Source organism: Trichococcus sp. ES5 (genome assembly GCF_900067165.1).
Lineage (GTDB): Bacteria > Bacillota > Bacilli > Lactobacillales > Aerococcaceae > Trichococcus > Trichococcus flocculiformis.
The window spans coordinates 1-21407 of record NZ_FJND01000014.1; the positions used below are offsets into that span (position 1 = coordinate 1).

Consider the following 21407-nt stretch of genomic DNA (forward strand, 5'->3'; position numbering starts at 1 on the left):
AGAAGCAGATGATAGTCCAACTTTTCAACTTTTTCGATCAAAGGCAGTTCATCGACTTTGAGCTTCTGGTAATTTAAATTATCCGGAGCAGTTAACTGAGGCATACGGGAATTTTTCGTCAACAGGATTACTAGCTTCATTAACGCAAGAATAATCATTCGTTGACGCTTGATAATATCAACTAAATAGGTTAATAATAGAGGTAGCAACTTGTCATCTTCCTTTCTTTTGGGGAAATAGTGCGGTGTAGTTACCATTACTATTAACCAAAAATTGGGGGGTGGCAAGTTGTTTTTGTCGTTAACCCCGTTAAATCAATGAAAAAATACAAAATTGAACGTCTGGCAGAGCTAAACTTTGACAGTACGTCATGACCTACAGGAGTGAGAAATATGGAACAGGAATTATCAAATGAACTATTTATCTGCGGGGGGTGCAATGCGAAAATTGGCCCCGGCGTGCTGGGCGATCTGCTCAGCCAGTTTCCGAAACAGGAAAACCCGAATTTTTTGGTCGGTTTCGACTCGTCCGATGATGCGGCGGTGTTCCGGATAGACGCCGAGACGGCCATGATCCAGACGTTGGACTTCTTTCCCGCAATGGTCGCGGATGCCTCGCTCTTCGGGGAAATCGCTGCTGCCAACGCCTTGAGCGATGTCTTTGCGATGGGCGGCGAAGTGCTGACGGCCATGAACATCGTCTGCTGGCCCGAAACAAAAAGCACCGATACACTCGGGAAAATTTTGGCGGGTGGCTTCAAGAAAGTCCAGGAGGCAGGCGGCGTGCTGGTCGGCGGACATTCGATACACGACCCCCAGCCCAAATACGGTCTATCGGTATTGGGAAGAGTCCATCCCGATCGAATCTACCGTAATGATACCTGTCTACCAGGCGATGTCCTGCTGCTGACGAAGCCATTGGGGACCGGCATCATCACGACGGCTTACAGCGCAGGTGAAATGGCGCAGGAAGCCTTCGATCAAGCGGTCACCTCGATGACGACGCTGAACCGTTATGCGGCGGAAATCCTGAAAAAGTACACCGTCCACAGCTGCACGGATATCACCGGCTTCGGCCTGTTGGGGCACCTGTCGGAAATGGTCAGCGACCGCTGTTCCGCAACGGTCTACGCCGACAGTGTGCCTTGCCTGCGCGGAGCCTATCAGGGAGCCAAGGAATTTCTGATCACAGCCGGCGGACAGCGCAACCGCAACCATTTGGAAGCCGATGTCGATTTCCAGATCGATGACTATGCCTTGGAGGAAATCCTTTTCGATCCGCAGACATCCGGCGGCTTGCTGGTGAGCGTCCCAGTCGAAGAAGCGGCCGCTCTGCTTGCTGAAATTGAAGCATTGGGCTTGCCCTGCGCCATCATCGGCGAAGTGACCGAAAAGGACGCCAAGAAGATCACGGTCGTCCATTGAGAAAAGCATGAAAAAATATGACTTAACCAGGAGGAAACGATCATGAAAAAAATAGATGCAGTCGGACAAGCGTGTCCGATGCCGGTCATTCTGACCAAAAGGGCTTTGAAGGAGAGCAACGGGGAGGCCATACTCATCAGCGTGGACAATGAGATTGCGACGCAGAACCTTGCCAAGATGGCGGAGCAACTGAAGCTTTCAGTCCAAGTCGAAAAAATCAACGATTCCCTTTATGAAGTCCAGCTTTCGGATCCGAATGCCGGTAACGAAGCACACGCCGCCGAACACACCGCGCTTCCGGAGCAAGCCACCGACACAGTCGCACCATCCGGAGCAAGTTATGTCGTCGTATTGAACAGCGACTTCATCGGCAACGGCAGCGAAGAATTGGGCCGTACGTTGATGAAAAGCTTCCTCTTCTCCCTGACGGAGCAGGAAGTCCTGCCCGATAAAGTACTGTGTTACAATGCCGGCGCGTTGCTGACGACGGAAGGTTCAGCCGTGTTGGACGACCTCAAAGCGCTGGAGGAAGACGGCGTCGAGGTGCTTACGTGCGGCATTTGCGGAGAATTTTACGGCGTGAAGGACAAATTGGCTGTTGGTACTTTCACGAACATGTACCGCATCGTTGAGATCCTGCGCACCGCCAAGACCGTATCGCCATGATCGACCGCAAACATTACGGCATCGTCGCGTTTCCGACGTCTCAGGCCGCGGCAGCCGCTGAAGCTATTGTCCTGGATGCCGATAGGGAATGCCGGCTGATTCCCATGCCGGAACAGATTTCGGCCGGATGCGGATTGGTGCTGCAGACGCATCTCGACGAACTGAACGCTGTCCGCTTGTTGTTGTCGGAGCAGGCCATTTCCAACGATGGCTGCTACGAAGTGCGTTTTGAGAACCGGATAAAAACTGTGGAGGAATGGCATGACTGAACTTTATTATTTCGACAACAGTGCAACCACGCTGAAGAAACCGGCGGCGGTGGCTGAAGCTGTCTATCATGCCATCGCCGACGCTCAGCTGGGCAACCCTGCCAGGGGGAGCCATACCGTTTCCCTGAACGCATTGCGGTTGACGGAAAGGCTGCGCCAAAAAACGGCCGCCCTATTCGGTGTGCCGGATGCGGCAAACGTCGCTTTCACATCAAACGCCACCGCATCGCTGAACATGGTCCTGAAGGGCTTGTTGAACCCGGATGACCACATCATCACCACCTTGACGGAGCACAATGCCGTGCTGCGTGCGCTTTACCAATTGGAAGAACAGGGCACTGCCCTATCCTTTGTCGGCGTTGATGAGTTTGGGACGCTCCTTTATTCCGATTTCGAGCGCTTGTTGCGAGTAGATACCTGTGCAGTCGTGGTCAACCATGCCTCGAATGTCACCGGCAACGCGGCGGATCTGGAACGGATCGGCGCTTTTTGTCGGGAGCACGACCTGATTTTCATCGTCGATGCTTCCCAGAGCGCAGGCGTCCTCGCCATCGACATGGTGAAGCAGCACATCGATATCCTCTGCTTCACCGGCCATAAAGGACTCTACGGCCCTCAAGGAACGGGGGGCATCTGCCTCGGCGACAGGCCCTTGGAATTCGTGCCGGTGTTCACCGGCGGCAGTGGCTTCCATTCTTTCGACAAGCAATACCCGACAGAGATGCCGACTTTGTTCGAGCCGGGCACCCAGAATGTCCATGGCTTGGCGGGCCTTTCCGCCGGTGTGGATTACATCAGTCAAAAAGGGCTGGCGACAATCACTTGCCAGTTGCAGGAACTGACTTTCCGCTTCCATGACCAAATCAAGGACATCCCGGGAATCACCATCTACGGCAGCTTTATGGAGGACGTTGAGCGTGCGCCGGTCGTTTCGCTGAATCTGGAGGGCTGGTCCTCCGGCGACCTCAGCGATGCTCTCTTCATGGATTACGCAATCGCAGTGCGTCCCGGCGCCCATTGCGCGCCGCTCATCCATCAAGCATTCGGAACAGAAAAAAACGGTATGGTCCGTTTCAGCTTCTCCAGCTTCAATACGGTGGAGGAAATCGACTACGCAGCCAAAGCGCTGAGGAGCTTGGCGGAAGAAGACTACTAGCTGTCCGATAACTAGACATAATCGGACAGCCAGATTACGAATGCTCTGCGCGATGTCCGATAACCGGAAAGAATCGGACATCCAAGTCATATATGTTCTTCGAGTTGTCCGATAACCCCGAAGAATCGGACAACTAAGGCATATATGGTCTTCGCATTGTCCGATAACCCCGAAGAATCGGACAACCAGAGCACGAGCGTCTTAATATAACGAGTATCTTCTTGCAAAATATCCAAAAAAACAGAGCAGCCACCCCAATCATCAAGGGCAGCTGCTCTGTTTTATTTTCTCTCTAGTCAATCGTTCCTCTGCTTCATCCATTCCAGAATGGCTTCGGCCGTTGCTGCGGCGTCTTCGTTGCGGAAAACGGCGGAAAATTCCTTTTTGTTGAAGTTGTAGCGGGGATCATAGTATTTCACCAATAGATCTGCGATGACAGCTTCGAAATCGTGCTGGCGCACTTGTTCCTTGTAGCCCTCGACACGCGCCTCATTCAGATAAGATTTCAAGCGGTCCAGGGCCGCGAGAAGCTCTGTTTCATTGCTGTGGAGATAATCCTTTTTGATCTGTCCGATCCGGTAATCCAATGAAGCCTCGATGTTCAGGTTTATGCCTTTTTGCATCGCATCAATCAACGCAGGCGGCAGTACGGCCTGTCCGATCCGCTTGCTTTCGCCTTCAGTAAAGACGACCAGCGGTTCCTTCCAGCCGGTTGCGCTCTCGACCAACAGACTTTCGAACATTTTTTGGTTGTGCGGCTGTTTCTTCTTCAGACCGACGCCTCCGAAGACGGACCCTCTGTTGTTGGCGCAGGCCTCCAAATCAAGCACATTGGCTCCACGTTTCTTCAGTTGCTCCAGGATGGCTGTTTTCCCAGTCCCAGTGTTGCCATAGAGGGTCACAAACTGGATCTTTTCGAACAATACGGGAATCAGATTATTGATCGTGCTGCGGTAGTTTTTGTAGCCGCCTTCCATTCGGTGGACATTCATCCCCAAAGATTTAAGCAAGGAAAAAATCGAATTGCTGCGGAACCCTCCCCTACTGCAGAAGATGACGACTTGGTCGTAGGCTTTCGTATATTCCTGGAAAAGACTGAACATCTCAGGCAATCTCGGAGATATAGTTTGGATGCCGTGGCTTTTAGCATCGTCGATTTTGCCGGCGACGTAAAGCGTCCCGACCACTTTCCGGTCCTCATCATCCAGGACCGGTACATTTACGGCACCCGGTATGGTCGACTTCGCATATTCTGACGGACTCCTGACGTCCACATACAGAATCGATTTGTCTCCGCGTTGTTGTTCTATTTCTTCATACGTTGCGACTGGTTTCAATTGGTTCACCACTTTCTGGTTATTAGTATAGCCTGTGCCGGGCAGGAATGCCACCCGAAATCTTGAGGCGAGTACATGAAAACGACCCGACAAGCTCCTCAATTAACGGAGACATGCGGGTCGTCGCATTCAAGCGTTCAATTTTGCTGCATCTATTTCTTTGCTTTATGCACTTTCAATGCTTTGCCTTTGACGGTGCGGTTCTGCATCTCGGAAATCACAAAAGGGCCTTTGCCATTCAGGATTTCGATGTATGTCACGTTTTCCTGGATCGTGATGATGCCGATATCATCCGCATCGATGCCGGGAATATTGGTCAGCGTGCCGACGAAATCGATGGCGCGCAGTTTTTTCTTCTTGCCGCCGTTGAAATAGACTTTGGTGATGTCCTTGTTCAATTCCCGGTTCCGTGCCTGTTTGATGACGGGGCGTTCCTGCAGTTTCTTTTCGAAAGTCGCTTTATGATGCTGCACGAAGCGAGCGCTCGGCGGATTGATTTCAGTGATTTCCTGCTGCGCAAAGTCTTTCACTCCCTGCCAGCTTCTTTCCTCACTAGGCGTAACCAAGGTCAAGGCTACCCCCGTTTTGCCGGCGCGGCCGGTTCTGCCGGTACGGTGGATGAAACTTTCTTTCTCCTCGGGAACATCGTAATTGACGACATGGGTCACGTTATCGACATCAATCCCGCGCGCAGCCACATCCGTAGCCACCAAATAACGCAGCCTGCCTTTGCGGAAATCTTCCATAACGGCAGTGCGGTCATCCTGCACCATCCCGCCATGCATCTTATCAATCGGCAAACCGGCTTTACTTAAGAATGTGTACAGTCCGTTTACGGCTTCCTGCGTATTGCAAAAGATGATGCAACTGTCCGGATTCTCAACGGTCAGCAGATCCAATAGTTGCTTGGCTTTGCCCGATTCTTGGACACGGATGAAGGATTGCAGAATCTTCGGCTTGGATGCCTCATCGCTTTCCATTTTCACCGATACGCGGTCGTTTTTCATGTAGAAGCTTGCCAAACGAACCACTTCACTCGGCATGGTCGCGGAGAACAGCAGCGTTTGTCTTTGTTTCGGAAGGAAATCGATGATGGCTTCCACTTGCTCAATGAAGCCCATATTCAGCATCTCATCCGCCTCATCAAGTACCAGGTAGCGTATCTTGTCAAATTTCATTGTCCCTTTTTGCAGATGATCCAATACCCTGCCCGGAGTGCCGACTACGATATGGCTTTTCTGTCTCAATTCCGATTTTTGCGTATCGAAGGAAGTTTTGCCGAAGACAGCAGTAGCCTTGATCCGCTTCAGCCGTCCGATGTTGGTGATGTCCTCTTTCACCTGCAAAGCCAGCTCCCTTGTCGGAACCAAAATCAGCGCCTGCGGACGGTTTTCCTCCCAGCTTACACTCTCGCACAACGGTACGCCGAAACTGACGGTCTTGCCGCTGCCGGTTTGCGATTCGACAATGATATCTTTGCCCTTTAAGGTCAGCGGGATGACCTCCTGTTGTACTTGCGTCGGTTTGAAATAACGCAATGCCTTTAGTGCCGTAACGATTTCTTCGCTGATTGCGAAGCTTTCAAATGTTGTATGTTCCATCTTGTCCTACTTTCACTTTTTAGTCGCTTCAGTATAACAGAAAAATGCAAAAGGAACGAAACTTTTGTTGTAGTCCCGTTCCTTTTCCGTTGCTGGTCCTCGCAGAACAGCCTGATCCGTTCAATGGCTTGCTGCGCAACCTCATCCCGTTTTTCCAGATACTCTTCTTTATCGAACGTTTTGTGCTTATCAATGTAGGGAATATTCTGAATACTTTCCAAGTTTAAAGTTGTTCCGGCCTCCTCCGCTTTGGCCGTGTAATTTTGGCGGACGAAAGAATCTTCCTTCGGATCGAACGTGTCCACCCGGATGGCTGCACGCATAACGAACTCCTCAGGAAACAGCTCCGCCTGCTGCACCTCGATGTTCACCGGCACCATTTTCCCGAACATATCGTAATCTGCTTTGTAGACACTGCCCAGCCCGCCGGCCCCGCTGATCTGCTTGAAGATTTTCAGATCCTCATAAATGTCTTGCCAATTTCCCACATTGGCGGCGTATTGCCATACTTTGCTCAGTGGTGCTTCAATAAAAATGCTTTTTTTGATGTGGCTTTTGATGTAGTCCATTTTATTCATCCTTCCTGCTGATTGAACCTATCCACTCTTAATAAGCGACTATGATAACGTTATCTTTAGCTTCATTATAATCAAATGAATTCCCTTAGACAAACTTGGCTCGCTAAACTTCGAAAACCACTCTTGGCAAGGACGCCATTCTTTGTTAAACTGTTCGGGACAGTTCGTAACCATCCTGTCGTAAAATAAAACTAGGGTAATAGAATCATGCAATCAAAACGCAGGAATGTTTTTTGAGTTGGCTTGTTCTCTCCTTAGAGACAACCTTCTCGGCATCCGTGCGTCTTTTTTTGTCTATTCTTGTAAGGCGTTGTAAAAAATATTAGGAGGTGGATCGATGCAAAAAACATTCACAAAAACACAAAAATTGACTTTCTCAGCAATGTACATCGCTATGTACATCGTCATCATGGCTCTGACGCAATCTTTCGCTTTTGGACAATATCAAATCCGCATCGCCACAACTCTTTACGCCCTAGCTTATTTTAACCCGTTTCTGATCATCCCGGCTGGTCTCGCCAATCTTATGTCGAACCTGTTCTTCGGTGGACTTGGGATCATTGACATGATTGGAGGAACCTTGGTCGGTATCATCACGGCTTTGCTCGTTTACGCTGTCCGCAAATACAACCTGCCGAAGTGGTGCCTGATCCTGCCGATCATCTTCGTCCCTGGAATCGTTGTGCCGATCTACCTGTCGCAACTGTTGGCCATCCCGTTCCTGCCGCTTGTCGTCAGCCTCTGCATCGGCCAATCGGTACCGGCATTTGTCGGCTACTTTTTGGTGCAGGCGCTGGAAAAACGATTTTACAAAATTGCACTATTAAAATCTTAAGCGCAAGGAGGAACAACAATGACAGCAGGCAGAAATGAAGCCGATCTGAACGGCATCACCCAATTAGGCAACCAACAGACTAAATATCCGCAGGACTACGATCCGAAAGTCCTCGAGACTTTTCCGAACAAGCATCCTGATAATGATTACTTTGTGAAATTCAACTGCCCCGAATTCACAAGCCTGTGCCCGATGACGGGACAGCCCGATTTTGCGACCATCTACATTTCCTACGTCCCGGGAGAGATCATGGTCGAAAGCAAATCGTTGAAACTCTACCTTTTCAGTTTCCGCAACCACGGCGACTTCCACGAGGATTGCATGAACATCATCATGAAGGATCTGATTGCGTTGATGGTGCCGAAATACATCGAGGTGTGGGGCAAATTCACACCGAGAGGCGGCATCTCGATCGATCCTTACTGCAACTACGGCAAACCCGACACAAGATGGGCAGACGTGGCTTGGCAACGATTGGCGCAGCACGATCTTTATCCCGAGAAAGTCGATAACCGCTAGATGGAAAATGTGAACGGGACAACGCAAAAACAAGCATTGGTCATCTTTTCAGGCGGGCAGGATTCCACGACTTGCCTGATCCAATCCCTCCAAAAGTACGGCGCGGCAAACACCGTAGCCCTTTCCTTCAGCTACGGCCAACGCCATGGCATCGAACTGGAACGTGCGGCATGGATCGCCAAAGATCTTGGGGTCGAACACCACATCCTGGACGCGCAGGTCATGGGTAAAGTCACGACGAACGCCTTGATGGACGAGTCGCAGACAATCAAGGAAGCAGATGCCGAAGACTACCCGAATACCTTCGTCGACGGTCGGAATGCTCTGTTCCTGTTGCTGGCCGGCATCTTTGCCAAGTCCAAAGACATCCGCAACATCATCCTAGGCGTGTGCGAAACAGACTTCAGCGGTTATCCGGACTGCCGCGATGTGTTCGTCAAATCGATGAACGTAACCCTGAACCTGGCCATGGATTACAATTTCAACGTCGAAACGCCGTTGATGTACCTGACAAAGGCCCAGACATGGGAGCTGGCGGATCAGTTGGGTTGCCTCGCCTACATCGAGGAACATACCCGTACTTGTTATATGGGTGTCCCCGGTGGTTGCGGCGAATGCCCTTCCTGCAAACTCCGCAACGCCGGACTGGCAGAATATTTGAATAAATAAGAAAAAATAGCCCTCTGGCTGTTCCGCTGCTGTGGATCATCCGGAGGGCTATTTATTTTCACCAAAGGCAACTGTCCAGTCTCTGGGTCACCATACATACAGAAGCAAACGTTTGCTTTCCTGCCTATCCAGCTTACTATCCTTGTCCAGCATTCCCTTCCTGATTTTCCATATCCTTATTCAAAGCTTTCATTTCATCAGCCAGCAAATCGGCCTTATCGGTACGCTCCCAAGGAAGATCCAATTCGGGCCTGCCGAAATGACCATAACAAGCAAGATTTCTGTAGATTGGCTTCCGCAGATCAAAATTGCAGATGATTGCAGCTGGACGCAGGTCGAAGTGTTTCTTGATCAGTTCTTCGATTAATTCTTCGGAGAGGCTAGCCGTCCCGAAGGTTTCAACACGGACGGAAACGGGCCTCGCCACTCCGATGACATAGGCCAGCTGGATTTCACAGCTGTCTGCCAAGCCGGCAGCCACGACGTTCTTCGCCACATATCGGGCAGCGTATGCGGCGGAGCGGTCGACTTTGGTCGGGTCCTTCCCGGAGAAGGAGCCTCCGCCATGCCGTGCATAACCACCATAAGTATCGACGATAATCTTTTTACCGGTCCATCCCGAATCACCTGCAGGACCGCCGATGACGAAACGGCCGGTGGCATTGACGAAATATTTCGTCTGATCATCCAACAGCTCCGCCGGGATAACGGCCGGAATCACCATTCGAAGCATGTCCTCTCTGATCCGTTCCTGATCGACCGATTCGTCATGCTGACAGGCGATCACGACCGCTTCGATCCTTTTGACATGGCCGTCCGCATATTCCACGGTCACCTGCGTTTTTCCGTCCGGCCTCAGATAGGGCAGTTCCCCTGATTTCCGCAGCTCGGCAACCTTTTTGGCCAGCCTATGAGCCAACATGATCGGCAGCGGCATCAACTCCGGCGTTTCCTTGCAGGCATAGCCGAACATCAATCCCTGATCGCCTGCTCCCAATTGGTCCGCTTCATCGTCCGATCCGAGCCGCTTTTCCAAAGAGGAGCCGACCCCTGCAGCGATATCCGGTGATTGCCTGTCCAAACCGATCAGGACGGAACAAGCCTTCCCATCGATACCAAAGTCGCTGTCCGTGTAGCCGACAGCCTGAATGATGGACCGCACGATGGCCGGAATATCCACCGTGCTGACAGTCGTGATCTGGCCGAAAACCGTGATCAAGCCAGTACTGGCGGAAACATCGCAAGCCACCCGCGCGAACGGATCCTCCTTCAGAATGGCATCCAATATCCCGTCGGCTATCTGATCGCAGAGCTTATCCGGATGCCCCTCCATGACCGATTCCGAGGTGAAAAATGTTCTCTTCATACTTTATCGCCTCTTTTTATTAAAAAATGAATGACACAACCTTCCAAAAACTTGTTTTACAAACTTCACGCATCCTTGATTTGCTCTTCGGACTCCGAAGACATGAAGGTTGCGACAAGGTAACCGATCCCGAAAGGACCTTCGTAGGAGAGCACTTCCGCTTCATATGCCCTGCCTTCGAACGCTCCCATCAGGAACAGGATGGAGCGCAACCCGCACTCCGATGCCCTTTCAAGGAACCCGGCATCCAACCGCAACAGCTGCCCGGCATCCTTTTCCTTAATGGCTTTGACCACTAATTTATCAAACAAAGGCCCCGCCGAATGGTAGCCGTAAGGCCCCTCCGGCTTCAGCACGTGCGACAGATCGGAAGAAGCGATGATGGCAGTGCGCAGATCCGATTGGTCGTAAGCTTCCCCATAACGTTTTCCCCATTCGTAGTAGTGCTCGTAGGAAGGCACCGTCACCAAAATCTTTTCCGTTTCCAGGTTGGGCGGCAGTTGTCTGTCGAGATAATGCATGGGCACTTCAAAACCGTGGCCTTCATGCGGTTTCACAATACAAAAATTTAACAGGCAGATTTCCGAAAAATCCACCATGCCTTGATACTGGCATAAATTTTTTTGTAAACGAAAAAGTAAAATAGCCTCTGATTCATTTTATTGATCAAGTTGGTGAATATTGGGCTATAATTAGTAAAAATACTATATGTCAGGAGAGTATAAAATGAAATCAGAAAAAGAAAAAATGATCGCCGGAGAACCCTATTTGGCCGGTGATGCGGAGCTCGTCGCCTTAAGGCAGAACGCACGTGAAAACATGCGCGCATTCAACGACGAAATAGACCCCCGCAAGCGCAGCGAGCTGTTGAAAAACTGGTTCGGGAAGACCGGCCAGAAAATCTACATGGAGCCGTCGCTTTCATTGGACTACGGTTCCAATATCTTTGTCGGCGAGAATTTCTATGCGAACTTCAATTGCACGATACTGGACACCTGCCCGGTCACATTCGGGAACAACGTGATGATCGCACCGAACGTCAGCTTTTATACGGCCACCCATCCGATTGATCCGGTCGAACGGAACAGTGGAACGGAGTACGGCAAACCGATCACGATCGGTGACAACGTCTGGATCGGAGGCTCTTCCGTAATCGGTCCGGGGGTCACGCTGGGGGACAATGTTGTCGTCGGTATGGGCAGTGTCGTGACTAAATCTTTTCCTGACAATGTCGTGATTGCAGGGAACCCGGCGCGCGTCATCCGCAAAATCCAGCTTTCCGATTCAAAGTCCTGAATACACGAGTAAAAAAAAAACGATCGCGTAAGCTGCATCCAGCTGAGCGCGATCGTTTCTTTGCTTTCAACAACTACTTCTCTGTCTGTGCTTCCGTCAGCAACCGATGGATGGCTTTATCGACCAAGGCGACTGTAAACCCGACAATCGTATTGTAGTCCCCTTCGATCCCGGAAACCCAAAGCGCAGCTTCCTCTTGGATGCCGTATGCTCCGGCTTTGTCCATCGGCTTGCCCGATGCCACATATGCCTTCACTTCCGCCTCCATGCGATCATCCCACTCAAAGAAGCTGACTTTCGTCTCAGAAGCAAAGGTCTCTTCCTTTTCGCCCCATAAAATGCTGACGCCGGTCAGGACCGAGTGGGTCTTACCAGCCAGTGCGCGCAACATCGCATAGGCATCGGCCTCATCAACCGGTTTGCCGAGGATTTTTTCGTCCAACATGACCACAGTGTCGGAGCCGATGACCATCGCTTCGCTGTTCTCACGGTGGATAACCGCCGCTTTTTCCCGCGCCAACGTTTCCACCAGCTCAGTGGCCGTTTCAACGAACGGATCCTGTCCCGCTTCGGCGAAGATGCGTTCTTCTATCGCTTTTTCGTCGATATCCGCAGCCTGGACCGCGAAATTCTTTATGCATAAGGACAGCAACTCGCTGCGTCTTGGCGATTGGCTCGCCAATATGATTTTCGGATTCATTTGTTCTACCCTTTCTTCTTCAAAGTGCAAAATCATGTCATACCAAACAGCATTCCCATGCGTTGAACTTGATTTGCCGCTGTTCACCAACCCGAATTTCTCATAATAAGGGATCTTTTCTTCTTTGCAGCAAAGCGTCAAGCCTTTTCTGGCCGCTTTCCTGCTGGCATCTATCAGTGCCATAAGCAACTTTTCCGCAATTCCCTGCCTTCTGAAAGCCGGATCCACATCCAAACCGAATACGCTTTGATAAGCACCCTCCGGATTATGCAGGCCAGCATCATGGTAGTGGGCATCGCGGATGATCGTTTCATCGATGACTGCCCCGTTCACGAACCCCACCAATTCGCCCTCGACTTCGGCAACAAGGAAGCTTTCAGGGAACAGTTTCAGCCGCTCGCTGAGTGATGCTAGCGTCGCTGCCTCGGCTTCCGGAAAACACGCATCCTCAATTATTTTCAATGCAACCAAATCCTGAAGATCCGCTTTCCTGATCTCAACTTTCATCCGCTGATTCCTCCCTTTCTGTACATAGTTCATATTACCGACAAATTTTCGATTTTTCCAGAGAATTCCATCTGGGCGGCCTCCTAGGGAAAAAACATTGTCCGGATTAGACAAACCGCCCTCTCTCACTGTTCGGGAAAGCGATTGCATTCCCTGCGGATCGAGAGTATGATTACGATAGCTTGATAAAATATTCACGCAATCCATATTATCATTACCTAAGGGGGGCTTCAAAATGAACAATATCGAAAATAAATGGATGCGAGCCGCTATCCCGGCACTGCTGATCCATTGCAGCATCGGCACAGTCTACTGTTGGTCTTTGCTGAAAGGAGGAATCGCCGAATATATCGGAAGGCCGAAAAGCGAGGTCGAATGGGCCTTCAGTCTGGCAATTTTCTGTCTCGGGATGTCGGCAGCTTTCGCCGGTAAAATCGTCGAAAGGGATATCCATAAGGCTTCCTTGATTGCAGCTGTGTGCTTCGCAGCAGGAATGGCTGGTACCGGCTTTTTCATCCAGCAAAAGTCGCTGATCGGGATTTTCCTGAGCTATGGCGTTTTGATGGGCATCGGGTGCGGTATCGGATATCTTTCGCCGGTAAAGACCTTGATGCTTTGGTTCAAGAATAACAAAGGCCTCGCCACTGGAATAGCGGTTGCAGGGTTCGGGTTGGCCAAAGTAATCGCCAGCCCAATCATCGAGATGTTGCTGGGTGCAACAAACTCAGACGGTACACTCGCTGATCCTTCTCGTCTCTACAAGCTATTCTACATCCTGGCTGTTGTCTACTTCATCATGATGTTCGCGGGTCATCTTCTTTTGAAGAAGCCGGCGGATTGGGTCGAAGTGAGCGCACAGGCAAAAGGCACCCATACGCTTGATATCTTCAAGAATAAGACATTCATCGGCATCTGGCTGATGTTTTATCTCAACATCACTTGCGGACTGGCACTCATCTCCCAGGAAAAGGATCTGCTTCATTCCATTGGTTTTGGCGCAATTGCCACGATCAGTTCCTTGACTGCGATTTTCAATGCCGGCGGAAGGCTCGGATTTTCGGCGTTCGCCGATAGGCTAAAGGACCGGAATACCATTTATATTTGGATTTTCGGGCTATCGATTGGAGCTACGACGATTACGCTTTTAGCGAACGGAGTGGACAATGCCATCGCGCCGCTGATCATTTTGTTGCTATGTGTCATCAACGCCGGTTACGGCGGTGGTTTTTCAAGTCTTCCACCGCTATTGGCGGACCGCTTCGGAATGGAGACCATCAGTACTGTCCATGGACTGACTTTATCGGCTTGGGCTTTTGCCGGTTTGTCCGGTAACCAGCTGAGCGCCCTCATCATCGCGAAGACCGGCTCGTATAACAATGTCTTGTATGCCATCTTGGCGATGTATGCTGTCGCTTTCTTCATCAGCGCTTTCCTGTTACGGGCAAAATCGGACCAAAAAAAGAGACATCCTGTCCACCACTGACACAACGAATAAAAATCCGGCGACAAGTCATCACGTATGACTCGTCGCCGGATTTTTTTAAGCTTGTCCGAAAACTGTTTCGGCTACTGTGACACCGGCTCGGGCATCTTTGCAGTAGTAATCCGCGCCGATGGCTTTGGCGTACTTTTCTGTCAGTACGGCTCCTCCGACGAAGACCTTCACAGACAAATCCGCCTCGCGCAGGGCCGAGATTGTGTCCTCCATCGCAGTGACGGTCGTCGTCATCAACGCAGAAAGTCCTACCAATTTGACTTGATGTTGCTTGGCGACCGCCACAACCTCTTCGATCGGAACATCTTTGCCCAGGTCGATGACGTCGTAGCCATAGTTTTCAAGCAGAACTTTTGCCAGATTCTTTCCGATATCGTGGATATCCCCTCTTACGGTAGCCATCACGATGGTTCCCTTCGATTCCAGCTTCTCATTGCCTCCAGCAAGTTTTGCACGGATCGTCTCGAAGGCTTTACCGGCCGTTTCGGCGGCGCGGATCAGCTGAGGCAGGAAGATGTTTTTCTGCTCATAGAGTTTGCCGACTTCATCCAATGCCGGCACGATGTGATCGTCCACGACCGCCAACGGCGTATTATCTTTAAGCAGCGCGTTTGTTGCCTTCATGATGCCTGTTTCGTCGCCCTCCAACAGCATTTCCCGGTAGGAACGGACCACGTTTTCCAGCTTGGGCCCATCAGATTTGACCACAGCCTTTTTGTTGTTGTAGTCGATATAGTCGATGGCGCCTTCGTCCTGTCCTGAGAGAACATTAAAGGCCCGCATCGTGTCGACGATTCCATCGGCCCCTGGATTGATGATGACCGTATCCAGTCCCGAAGTCAAAGCCATCGCAAAATAGGTACGGTTGATCAAGGCTCGGAAAGGCAGTCCATAGGAAACATTGCTCAGTCCCAAAGTAGTCAATGCTTCCGTGTTTTCCTTGACCCAACGCAACGCCTTCAACGTCTCCATGACCGCTTTCTGCTGGGCTGCCGCCGTGAGCACAAGGCAATCAACAAGCAATCTTTCGGCACCGATGCCGTATTCCCCCGCTCGGTCAATCAATTTCTGCGCGACCTTGGTCCGGCCAGCCGCGTCATCCGGAATGCCCGCCTCATCCAGACACAAGGCCACGACAAAGGCGCCGTATTTCTGGACGATCGGATAGATTTTAGCCATAGAGGATTCTTTTCCGTTGACCGAATTGACGATTGCAACGCCGCTGTAGCGTCTCAAAGCTGCTTCAAGCACTTCCGGTTTGGTCGAATCGAACTGCAACGGCGCTTCCACTAGGCCGCTCATCCCATCGATGATTTTTGTCATATAGTCCGTTTCGTCGATCATCGGCAAAGAGGTGTTGACGTCCAGCACATCCGCACCTTTTTGGACCTGTTCGAAAGCGACTTTGATGGCCGCCAATGGATTTCCCGCCACGAATTGTTCCTTCAAAGCCTTGTTGCCTGACGGGTTGATCCGCTCACCGATGAGGGTGATCTGGCCATCCAGGCAAACTTTTTTCTGCGCGGAACAGACGTACCGCTTCAATTGATTAATTTCCCTTTTCGCAAAAGACGCCTTGGCCTGCTGCAGATCACGGATGTATTCCGGGGTCGTGCCGCAGCACCCGCCGATCACGGAGACACCCAAACCGGCCAATTCCTTGGCCACCTCAAGGTAATCCTTGGAAGCGACGTTATATTTGGCGACCCCAGCTTCCGTCACAGGGATACCGGCATTGGCCTGCACCATCACCGGCGTATTCGTGAAGGCCAAAATCCTTTTGATGATGGGAATCAATTCCTTTGGCCCCAATGAGCAGTTTACGCCCAGCACATCTACACCCAATGCATCCAAGGAGAGCGCCATGATTTCCGGCTCGGTTCCGGTCAAAGTGTTGCCGTCCTCCGTAAAGGTCATCGTCGCAAAGATCGGCAGGTCGCAGTTTTCCTTTGCCGCCAACACGGCTGCGCGCATTTCCGCCAGATCCGACATCGTTTCGATGAGGATCAGATCCGCTCCGGCCGCAGCCCCGATCATCACTTGTTCGCGGAAGTAATCGTAAGCCTGGTCGAAATCGAGCAATCCGATCGGTTTCATCATCTTTCCGACCGGTCCGATATCGAGCGCCACTTTCGCCTCGGTCCCTGCCGTTGCCGTTTTGGCGATTTCAACAGCAGTAGTGATCACTTCCGTAACGGAGTAACCGGTCTCCTCCAGTTTGTAGGCATTCGCACCAAAAGTATTTGTCGTGATGAACTGCGCACCGGCTTCGACGTACTCCCGATGGATCCGACTGAGCAGCTCGGGATCCTCCAGATTCAACGCTTCCGGGTTTTGGCCGGCTTTCATCCCATATTTCTGGAGCATCGTGCCCATCGCTCCATCGAAGAGAAGCAATTCTTCCCCAATTTGTTTTCTGATATCCATTATTTTTTGTCCCCCTGGCTTAACTTCTGGCCGTGCAGCTGTCGTTCAGATCGCATTCGCTGCAGCTTGTGTTTCCGCAGCGATGATTCTTGCCTTTGGATGTGCCTTCCTCCAGAACGCCCAAAATCGCCACAATCGATTTTCTTGGTGTCATCAGCATCGAATCCGTCAGATGGACCCCGATCCGCTTGTCCGACTGCAATTCCCCTAGCAGCGTTTTGTTGGTGGCTAAAGGAAGATCCCCGTATCCGGGCGCGTAGCGGAAAGTCAGTGCGGCTCCCGCTGGCAGTTGGCTTTCGATTTCCTGCTGACAACTGTCCGCAATCGTCTCGACGAATGCGGATGCACAAGCATCAGCGATCATGCCCAAAGTCGGCGACATCATTTTATTGCGCTCAATGAGGAGGTCCCCTTGCGCGCCTAATGTGCAGACCATGATATAGACTTCTTTACAGCGCTTAAGCGTGCGGTTGATGCTTTTCCCTTCAAGAACCACTGCAGTCCCCTCCAGCTTGATCAAGTCTTCAATTGAATGGTCCAGGAGATAATGGCCATATGTCCATTTCCCGGTTACCGCCTGCTCAAACTGGGCAGCGATGTTCTCCATGTCGTGCTTTGTCCGTTCGTCCGGTTGTTTGTTGCCGAAGCCCAAATACTTTGCGACCAGCTTCAGATCCGTCTTCATCTTTGCGGCTCTTTTCTGCAGACCGCTTTGCGGACACAGGAGATGTTCTCCATGATTCTTCTTGTCGCGTCGGGCTTGTTCATCGTGTAGATGTGCACACCATCCACACCTGAAGATAGCAGGTCGATGATCTGATCGACTGCATAAGCAATACCGGCTTCCTGCAGGGATGCCGGATCGTGCGCATATCTATCAAGTATGCGCAGAAATTTCGGCGGCAGGTTGCAGCCGGAAATTTCCTGGATCCGTTTCACCTGTTTGATGTTCAGCACCGGCAGTATCCCGGCGATGACCGGCTGTTCGATGCCGACAAGATCCAGTTTCTCCTTGAACTGATAGAAAAGATCATTGTCGTAGAAAAGCTGCGTGATCATGAAGTCAGCGCCATGGTCCATTTTCCTTTTCAGATTTTTCAGGTCATCCACTTTGTTGATGGAATCGACATGTCCTTCCGGATAGCAGGCAGCTCCGATCGAAAAATCGCCTGCTGCTTTGATGTCGTCGATGAGCTCGGAAGCATAACGGTATTCCGGATTCCAATTTTTGTCCGCCAATTTTTCCTGCGGGATATCCCCACGCAAAGCCAGGATGTTTTCGATTCCACTGTCTTTGATCGATGTCAGTGTCCTTTTCATGCCCTCTTTTGTCGAGGTGCAGCCGGTCAAATGGGCGATCGATTCGATTCCGAAATCCTTTTTGATGCGCGATGCAATTTCGACCGTGTTGCTTTGGGCTGTCCCGCCAGCGCCGTAGGTCACGGAAATAAAATCGGGATGCAGGTCCTTCAATTCAGTTAAGGTGTCGAATACCGTCTCAAGGGCATAGCTGCTTTTCGGCGGAAAAATTTCAAATGAAACGGTCGGTTCTCCTTTGCTGATCATCTCTCTAATCTTCATAACCATGTCCTCCCTCAATTTGTTCAAAGTGGCAATTTTTCAAGCGCGCTTACTTTGTGTATGATTGATCATGTCAGTTGATGACTTCCCGAAAGAAGTCATTTATTTCCAATAGTATGCCATGGAATGAAGATATAGAGTAACACCAAAAAAATATATTTAGTTATAGCAAAAAACTATACCCAAAATAGACCGGACCTTTTAATTCCCATAGGTCCGGATCACTGCCTTCAGCTCTTTGATGTAGGCGGCCGCCTGCCGGCTGATCCCGGCTTTCTTGTTGGCGATCCAACCGATCACCATCCTGTCCTCTACATCCAAAGGTACGGAAACGATATCTGTGCCGTTCAGCTCTTCACTAAGTACACCGGTGGAGATAGTGTAGCCGTCAAGGCCGATCACCAAGTTGAACAAAGTTGCCCGGTCGCTGACCAGGATGCTTTTTTTATGGAAAACGGTGCTGAGGATCTCCTCCGAAAAATAGAAGGAATTATGCTCGCCCTGTTCGAACGAGAGGTAGGGGTAATCCTCGAGATCCGCCAAGGTAACGCTTTGTTTGGCCGCCAATGGATTGCGGACGCTCACAAAGATATGCGGTTCTGCTTCGAACAAAGGATGGAACTCCAATTGATTCTCCCGCAAAATTTTTTGGAGTGCATTGCGGTTGAACGAATCCAGATAGAGGATGCCGATTTCACTCTGGAAACTCTTGACGTCTTCGATGATTTCATGGGTGCGTGTCTCACGCAGCGTGAACTTGTATTCATCCGCTCCGCTCTTTTTGATCATGTTCACGAATGCGCTGACAGCGAACGCGTAATGTTGGGTCGAAATGGAACACAACTGTTTGGCCGGTTTTTTGTCGAGGTAACGCTGTTCCAGCAATTCGGCTTGCTCGATCACCTGTTGGGCATACTTCAGAAATTCGCTGCCTTCCGCTGTCAGCGTGATGCCTTTGGCGGTCCGGATGAACAGTTCCAGGCCGATTTCTTCCTCCAGATCCTTGATGGCGTTCGAGAGGCTCGGTTGTGAAATGAAGCATTTTTTGGCGGCCTCATTGATCGATTTGTATTGGGCGACTGCCAGCATGTATCTTAATTGTTTTAAGGTCATGTTTCTTGCCTCTCCTCTCGTTGCTTTGGCATGCTTTTTTGATTCTGCTCCGATTATACCAGATGGGTTCCCGCACGGCCAAGGACGGGCTGATGCGCATCGAAAAAACGGTGCCTGCTCCGGTGAAGATAGCGTTCACCGGAGGAATGTCGGATCTTGGGCCGGCTGCTCCGGCCAGGCAGTTTTCGCCGTAGTTGAGGGCGAATCTGAAGTCTCTGCTCCGGTTAGGCAAGCGTTCACCGGAGTAAAATCGAAAAAAACCGGCTTGGCAGCATTCCCATGTGCTGCCAAGCCGATCCGATGCTATTTTTTCCGGTTGACTTTTTCTTCTATCATGCGTTCGAAGCTTTCTTTGTCTTCTGTCACCGCAATCGGTGCGTACTCCGGCCACGCCTCTTCCAAGGCTTCCGCGGAGTCCCCGCTCAGGAGGAGCACCTCGATTTTCCGGCCGAATCGTTGCTCCAATTCCTCCGAATAGCCAAAAATGGATGGCACTGCATCGATTGCGATTGCCGCACTGCCGTTCTTTTTGAATGTCCTTGCCACTACGAATCTCATGAATTCACCTCAAAGTCCATTATAGCAAACAGACCGCATTCTTGGTAAAAGAAAATGATGCGTTCGCATTCCCATTCCTGTTCCCATCCTGCTGATCCGGCTACAGATCCAACTCGGTCTGCACGCTTGCCGTTTCAGGTGCAACCCGATGATGGGCCATCACCAGCGATCCCAACCCTGCCATCACGATCAGCAAGGAACTCAGGAAGCCGATGTAAGGCGGCATCCGCAAAGCACCGAGGATGATCAATCCCAACAATACCAACCAGACGCCTTTATGCAGCTCGGGCCATTTGAAGCGTTTCGCCAACCACTGCCCGATGAATACCGCCACAATAATCCGCGACAGATATAAAGCAATCGGATAAACGGTACCAAGGATAATCGCAATCGGAATGCCGATGACGGTGACCATCGCCAAGATGATCATCGGCGGCACCACCAACAATGTCAGCAGACCGGCTCCCAACGTCTTCAGCGGCCGTTCAGTCAATGGCCGGGCTGTATTTTGCCAGAAAGCGGGGCGCCAGATCCGGATAAGGAACCAAATCAGCAAAGCGCTCGCCAAACTCCAGAGGAAACAGACAACTGTCATGAACGGCCTGCGCGTTTCCCGCATGACAGTTGTTCCCCTATCCATCGTTTCGGCAAATTCCCAATCCGTGTCTCCTGCGATCGTTGCACCAGTCCCGATGTCAGCTTCGTTTCCGCCCTTGTAGTTGAGGTTGCCGGCTATGTTCGCGCCGTCCTGAAGTTTCAGACTATCCGTTTGCAGATTGACATCCCCGCCAATTTGGCCGCTGAGCACGATCTCGGCTTCACCCCCGAAGAGGTTGCGTTGGATAACCCCTTCCTGCAGGATGGTTGCACCTGCAACGAAGATATCCCTGCCTACAGATGCATCCTGACCGATGGCGATATTCTGACCGGCAAAGAAAACATCGCTTTCCGACTGCCCATCAAAGGTGAGCGCTTGCCCCGCTCCATAAATATTGCCGATCACCGTCCCGTTGATGGTAATCGATTGGGCAGCCACGAACAGATCGCCGTTGATGTTGCCGTTGATCCGGACATCCTGCCCGGACACAAACGTAGTCCCTTCAACATTTCCGTCCACCTTCACCACATTGCCCGCAAAGAAACCAGGCCCTTCAATCGTTTCACCTGCAGCTAAAGTATCCAAATTTTCCGCATTCATGGTAGTGGCCGAAGCAACACCTGAAAATCCCAACAAAATCGCCAAAAATAACAAGTTGATGCTCCAGAAGAACCCTTTCCACCAAACCTCCTTATTCATCTTGCTTCCTTCT

General features: G+C 51.0%; 21 protein-coding genes. 9 read left to right on the top strand and 12 right to left on the bottom strand.

What is annotated here, in order from left to right:
* Positions 1 to 392 precede the first annotated feature (392 nt).
* The 4 genes from selD to TES5_RS10565 are packed head-to-tail and all read left to right on the top strand — an operon-like array spanning position 393 to position 3515.
* On the top strand, positions 393 to 1424 hold the full coding sequence (gene selD, locus TES5_RS10550; RefSeq protein ID WP_068561865.1) for a selenide, water dikinase SelD: 1032 nt from the start codon (positions 393 to 395) through the stop codon (positions 1422 to 1424).
* A 42-nt stretch (positions 1425 to 1466) separates the two neighbouring features.
* Entirely contained in the window at positions 1467 to 2090 is a 624-nt protein-coding gene (yedF, locus tag TES5_RS10555; RefSeq protein WP_068561867.1) for a sulfurtransferase-like selenium metabolism protein YedF, read from the top strand.
* The gene (locus TES5_RS10560; RefSeq protein WP_068561869.1) at positions 2087 to 2359 is read left to right on the top strand and encodes a putative Se/S carrier protein; all 273 of its coding nucleotides are present in this window, start codon (positions 2087 to 2089) and stop codon (positions 2357 to 2359) included. The genes yedF and TES5_RS10560 overlap by 4 nt, the downstream gene beginning before the upstream one ends.
* On the top strand, positions 2352 to 3515 hold the full coding sequence (locus TES5_RS10565; RefSeq protein ID WP_068561871.1) for an aminotransferase class V-fold PLP-dependent enzyme: 1164 nt from the start codon (positions 2352 to 2354) through the stop codon (positions 3513 to 3515). The genes TES5_RS10560 and TES5_RS10565 overlap by 8 nt, the downstream gene beginning before the upstream one ends.
* 296 nt (positions 3516 to 3811) lie before the next feature.
* Here TES5_RS10565 and mnmH read toward each other — a convergent pair whose 3' ends face one another.
* The 3 genes from mnmH to TES5_RS10580 form a co-directional block, all read right to left on the bottom strand.
* On the bottom strand, positions 3812 to 4852 hold the full coding sequence (mnmH, locus tag TES5_RS10570) for a tRNA 2-selenouridine(34) synthase MnmH (RefSeq protein WP_178137833.1): 1041 nt from the start codon (positions 4850 to 4852) through the stop codon (positions 3812 to 3814).
* Between the two features lie 152 nt (positions 4853 to 5004).
* Positions 5005 to 6453 carry a DEAD/DEAH box helicase gene (locus TES5_RS10575; protein WP_068561873.1) on the bottom strand — a complete coding sequence of 483 codons (1449 nt, stop codon included), beginning with the start codon at positions 6451 to 6453 and terminating at the stop codon, positions 5005 to 5007.
* Positions 6396 to 7022: an SRPBCC family protein gene (locus TES5_RS10580; protein WP_068561875.1), complete on the bottom strand. Its 627-nt coding sequence runs from the start codon at positions 7020 to 7022 to the stop codon at positions 6396 to 6398. Before TES5_RS10580 ends, TES5_RS10575 begins: the two co-directional genes overlap by 58 nt.
* 346 nt (positions 7023 to 7368) lie before the next feature.
* Here TES5_RS10580 and TES5_RS10585 point away from each other — a divergent pair, with 346 nt between their 5' ends.
* Genes TES5_RS10585 through queC form a run of 3 tightly spaced genes read left to right on the top strand, consistent with a single transcriptional unit; the run spans position 7369 to position 9054 of the window.
* The gene (locus tag TES5_RS10585) at positions 7369 to 7866 is read left to right on the top strand and encodes a QueT transporter family protein (RefSeq protein ID WP_068561877.1); all 498 of its coding nucleotides are present in this window, start codon (positions 7369 to 7371) and stop codon (positions 7864 to 7866) included.
* An 18-nt stretch (positions 7867 to 7884) separates the two neighbouring features.
* Entirely contained in the window at positions 7885 to 8385 is a 501-nt protein-coding gene (gene queF / locus TES5_RS10590; protein WP_068561879.1) for a preQ(1) synthase, read from the top strand.
* Positions 8386 to 9054, top strand: coding sequence for a 7-cyano-7-deazaguanine synthase QueC (gene queC, locus TES5_RS10595; protein ID WP_068561881.1), 669 nt, complete (start codon positions 8386 to 8388; stop codon positions 9052 to 9054).
* Positions 9055 to 9190: 136 nt separating this feature from the next.
* Here the strand turns inward: queC and metK are convergent, their stop codons facing one another.
* Together metK and amrB are read right to left on the bottom strand one after the other, a co-directional pair.
* Positions 9191 to 10420 (bottom strand): methionine adenosyltransferase, encoded by a 1230-nt coding sequence (gene metK / locus TES5_RS10600; RefSeq protein ID WP_068561883.1) that lies wholly within the window; start codon positions 10418 to 10420, stop codon positions 9191 to 9193.
* 65 nt (positions 10421 to 10485) lie between these two features.
* Complete coding sequence (amrB, locus tag TES5_RS10605; RefSeq protein WP_178137834.1) at positions 10486 to 10977, bottom strand: AmmeMemoRadiSam system protein B; 492 nt, start codon at positions 10975 to 10977, stop codon at positions 10486 to 10488.
* 169 nt (positions 10978 to 11146) lie between these two features.
* On the opposite strand from amrB, the gene TES5_RS10610 reads away from it, so the two are divergent.
* The gene (locus tag TES5_RS10610) at positions 11147 to 11716 is read left to right on the top strand and encodes a sugar O-acetyltransferase (RefSeq protein ID WP_068561888.1); all 570 of its coding nucleotides are present in this window, start codon (positions 11147 to 11149) and stop codon (positions 11714 to 11716) included.
* A 73-nt stretch (positions 11717 to 11789) separates the two neighbouring features.
* On the opposite strand, the gene TES5_RS15385 is transcribed toward TES5_RS10610, so the two are convergent.
* Complete coding sequence (locus TES5_RS15385) at positions 11790 to 12923, bottom strand: Maf family nucleotide pyrophosphatase (protein ID WP_198143339.1); 1134 nt, start codon at positions 12921 to 12923, stop codon at positions 11790 to 11792.
* 244 nt (positions 12924 to 13167) lie between these two features.
* On the opposite strand from TES5_RS15385, the gene TES5_RS10620 reads away from it, so the two are divergent.
* Positions 13168 to 14406, top strand: coding sequence for an OFA family MFS transporter (locus tag TES5_RS10620; protein ID WP_198143342.1), 1239 nt, complete (start codon positions 13168 to 13170; stop codon positions 14404 to 14406).
* A 57-nt stretch (positions 14407 to 14463) separates the two neighbouring features.
* Here TES5_RS10620 and TES5_RS10625 read toward each other — a convergent pair whose 3' ends face one another.
* From TES5_RS10625 to TES5_RS10655, 6 genes are all read right to left on the bottom strand, one after another.
* The gene (locus tag TES5_RS10625; RefSeq protein ID WP_068561892.1) at positions 14464 to 16845 is read right to left on the bottom strand and encodes a homocysteine S-methyltransferase family protein; all 2382 of its coding nucleotides are present in this window, start codon (positions 16843 to 16845) and stop codon (positions 14464 to 14466) included.
* A gap of 19 nt (positions 16846 to 16864) precedes the next feature.
* Complete coding sequence (locus TES5_RS10630) at positions 16865 to 17530, bottom strand: vitamin B12 dependent-methionine synthase activation domain-containing protein (protein WP_068561894.1); 666 nt, start codon at positions 17528 to 17530, stop codon at positions 16865 to 16867.
* A complete protein-coding gene (metF, locus tag TES5_RS10635) occupies positions 17527 to 18426 on the bottom strand; it encodes a methylenetetrahydrofolate reductase [NAD(P)H] (protein ID WP_068561896.1) in 900 nt (299 codons plus the stop codon). Before metF ends, TES5_RS10630 begins: the two co-directional genes overlap by 4 nt.
* A gap of 201 nt (positions 18427 to 18627) precedes the next feature.
* Entirely contained in the window at positions 18628 to 19539 is a 912-nt protein-coding gene (locus tag TES5_RS10640) for a LysR family transcriptional regulator (protein ID WP_068561898.1), read from the bottom strand.
* Positions 19540 to 19842: 303 nt separating this feature from the next.
* Positions 19843 to 20097: a DUF6718 family protein gene (locus tag TES5_RS10650; protein ID WP_068561902.1), complete on the bottom strand. Its 255-nt coding sequence runs from the start codon at positions 20095 to 20097 to the stop codon at positions 19843 to 19845.
* 100 nt (positions 20098 to 20197) lie between these two features.
* Complete coding sequence (locus TES5_RS10655; protein ID WP_068561904.1) at positions 20198 to 21394, bottom strand: hypothetical protein; 1197 nt, start codon at positions 21392 to 21394, stop codon at positions 20198 to 20200.
* Positions 21395 to 21407 lie beyond the last annotated feature (13 nt).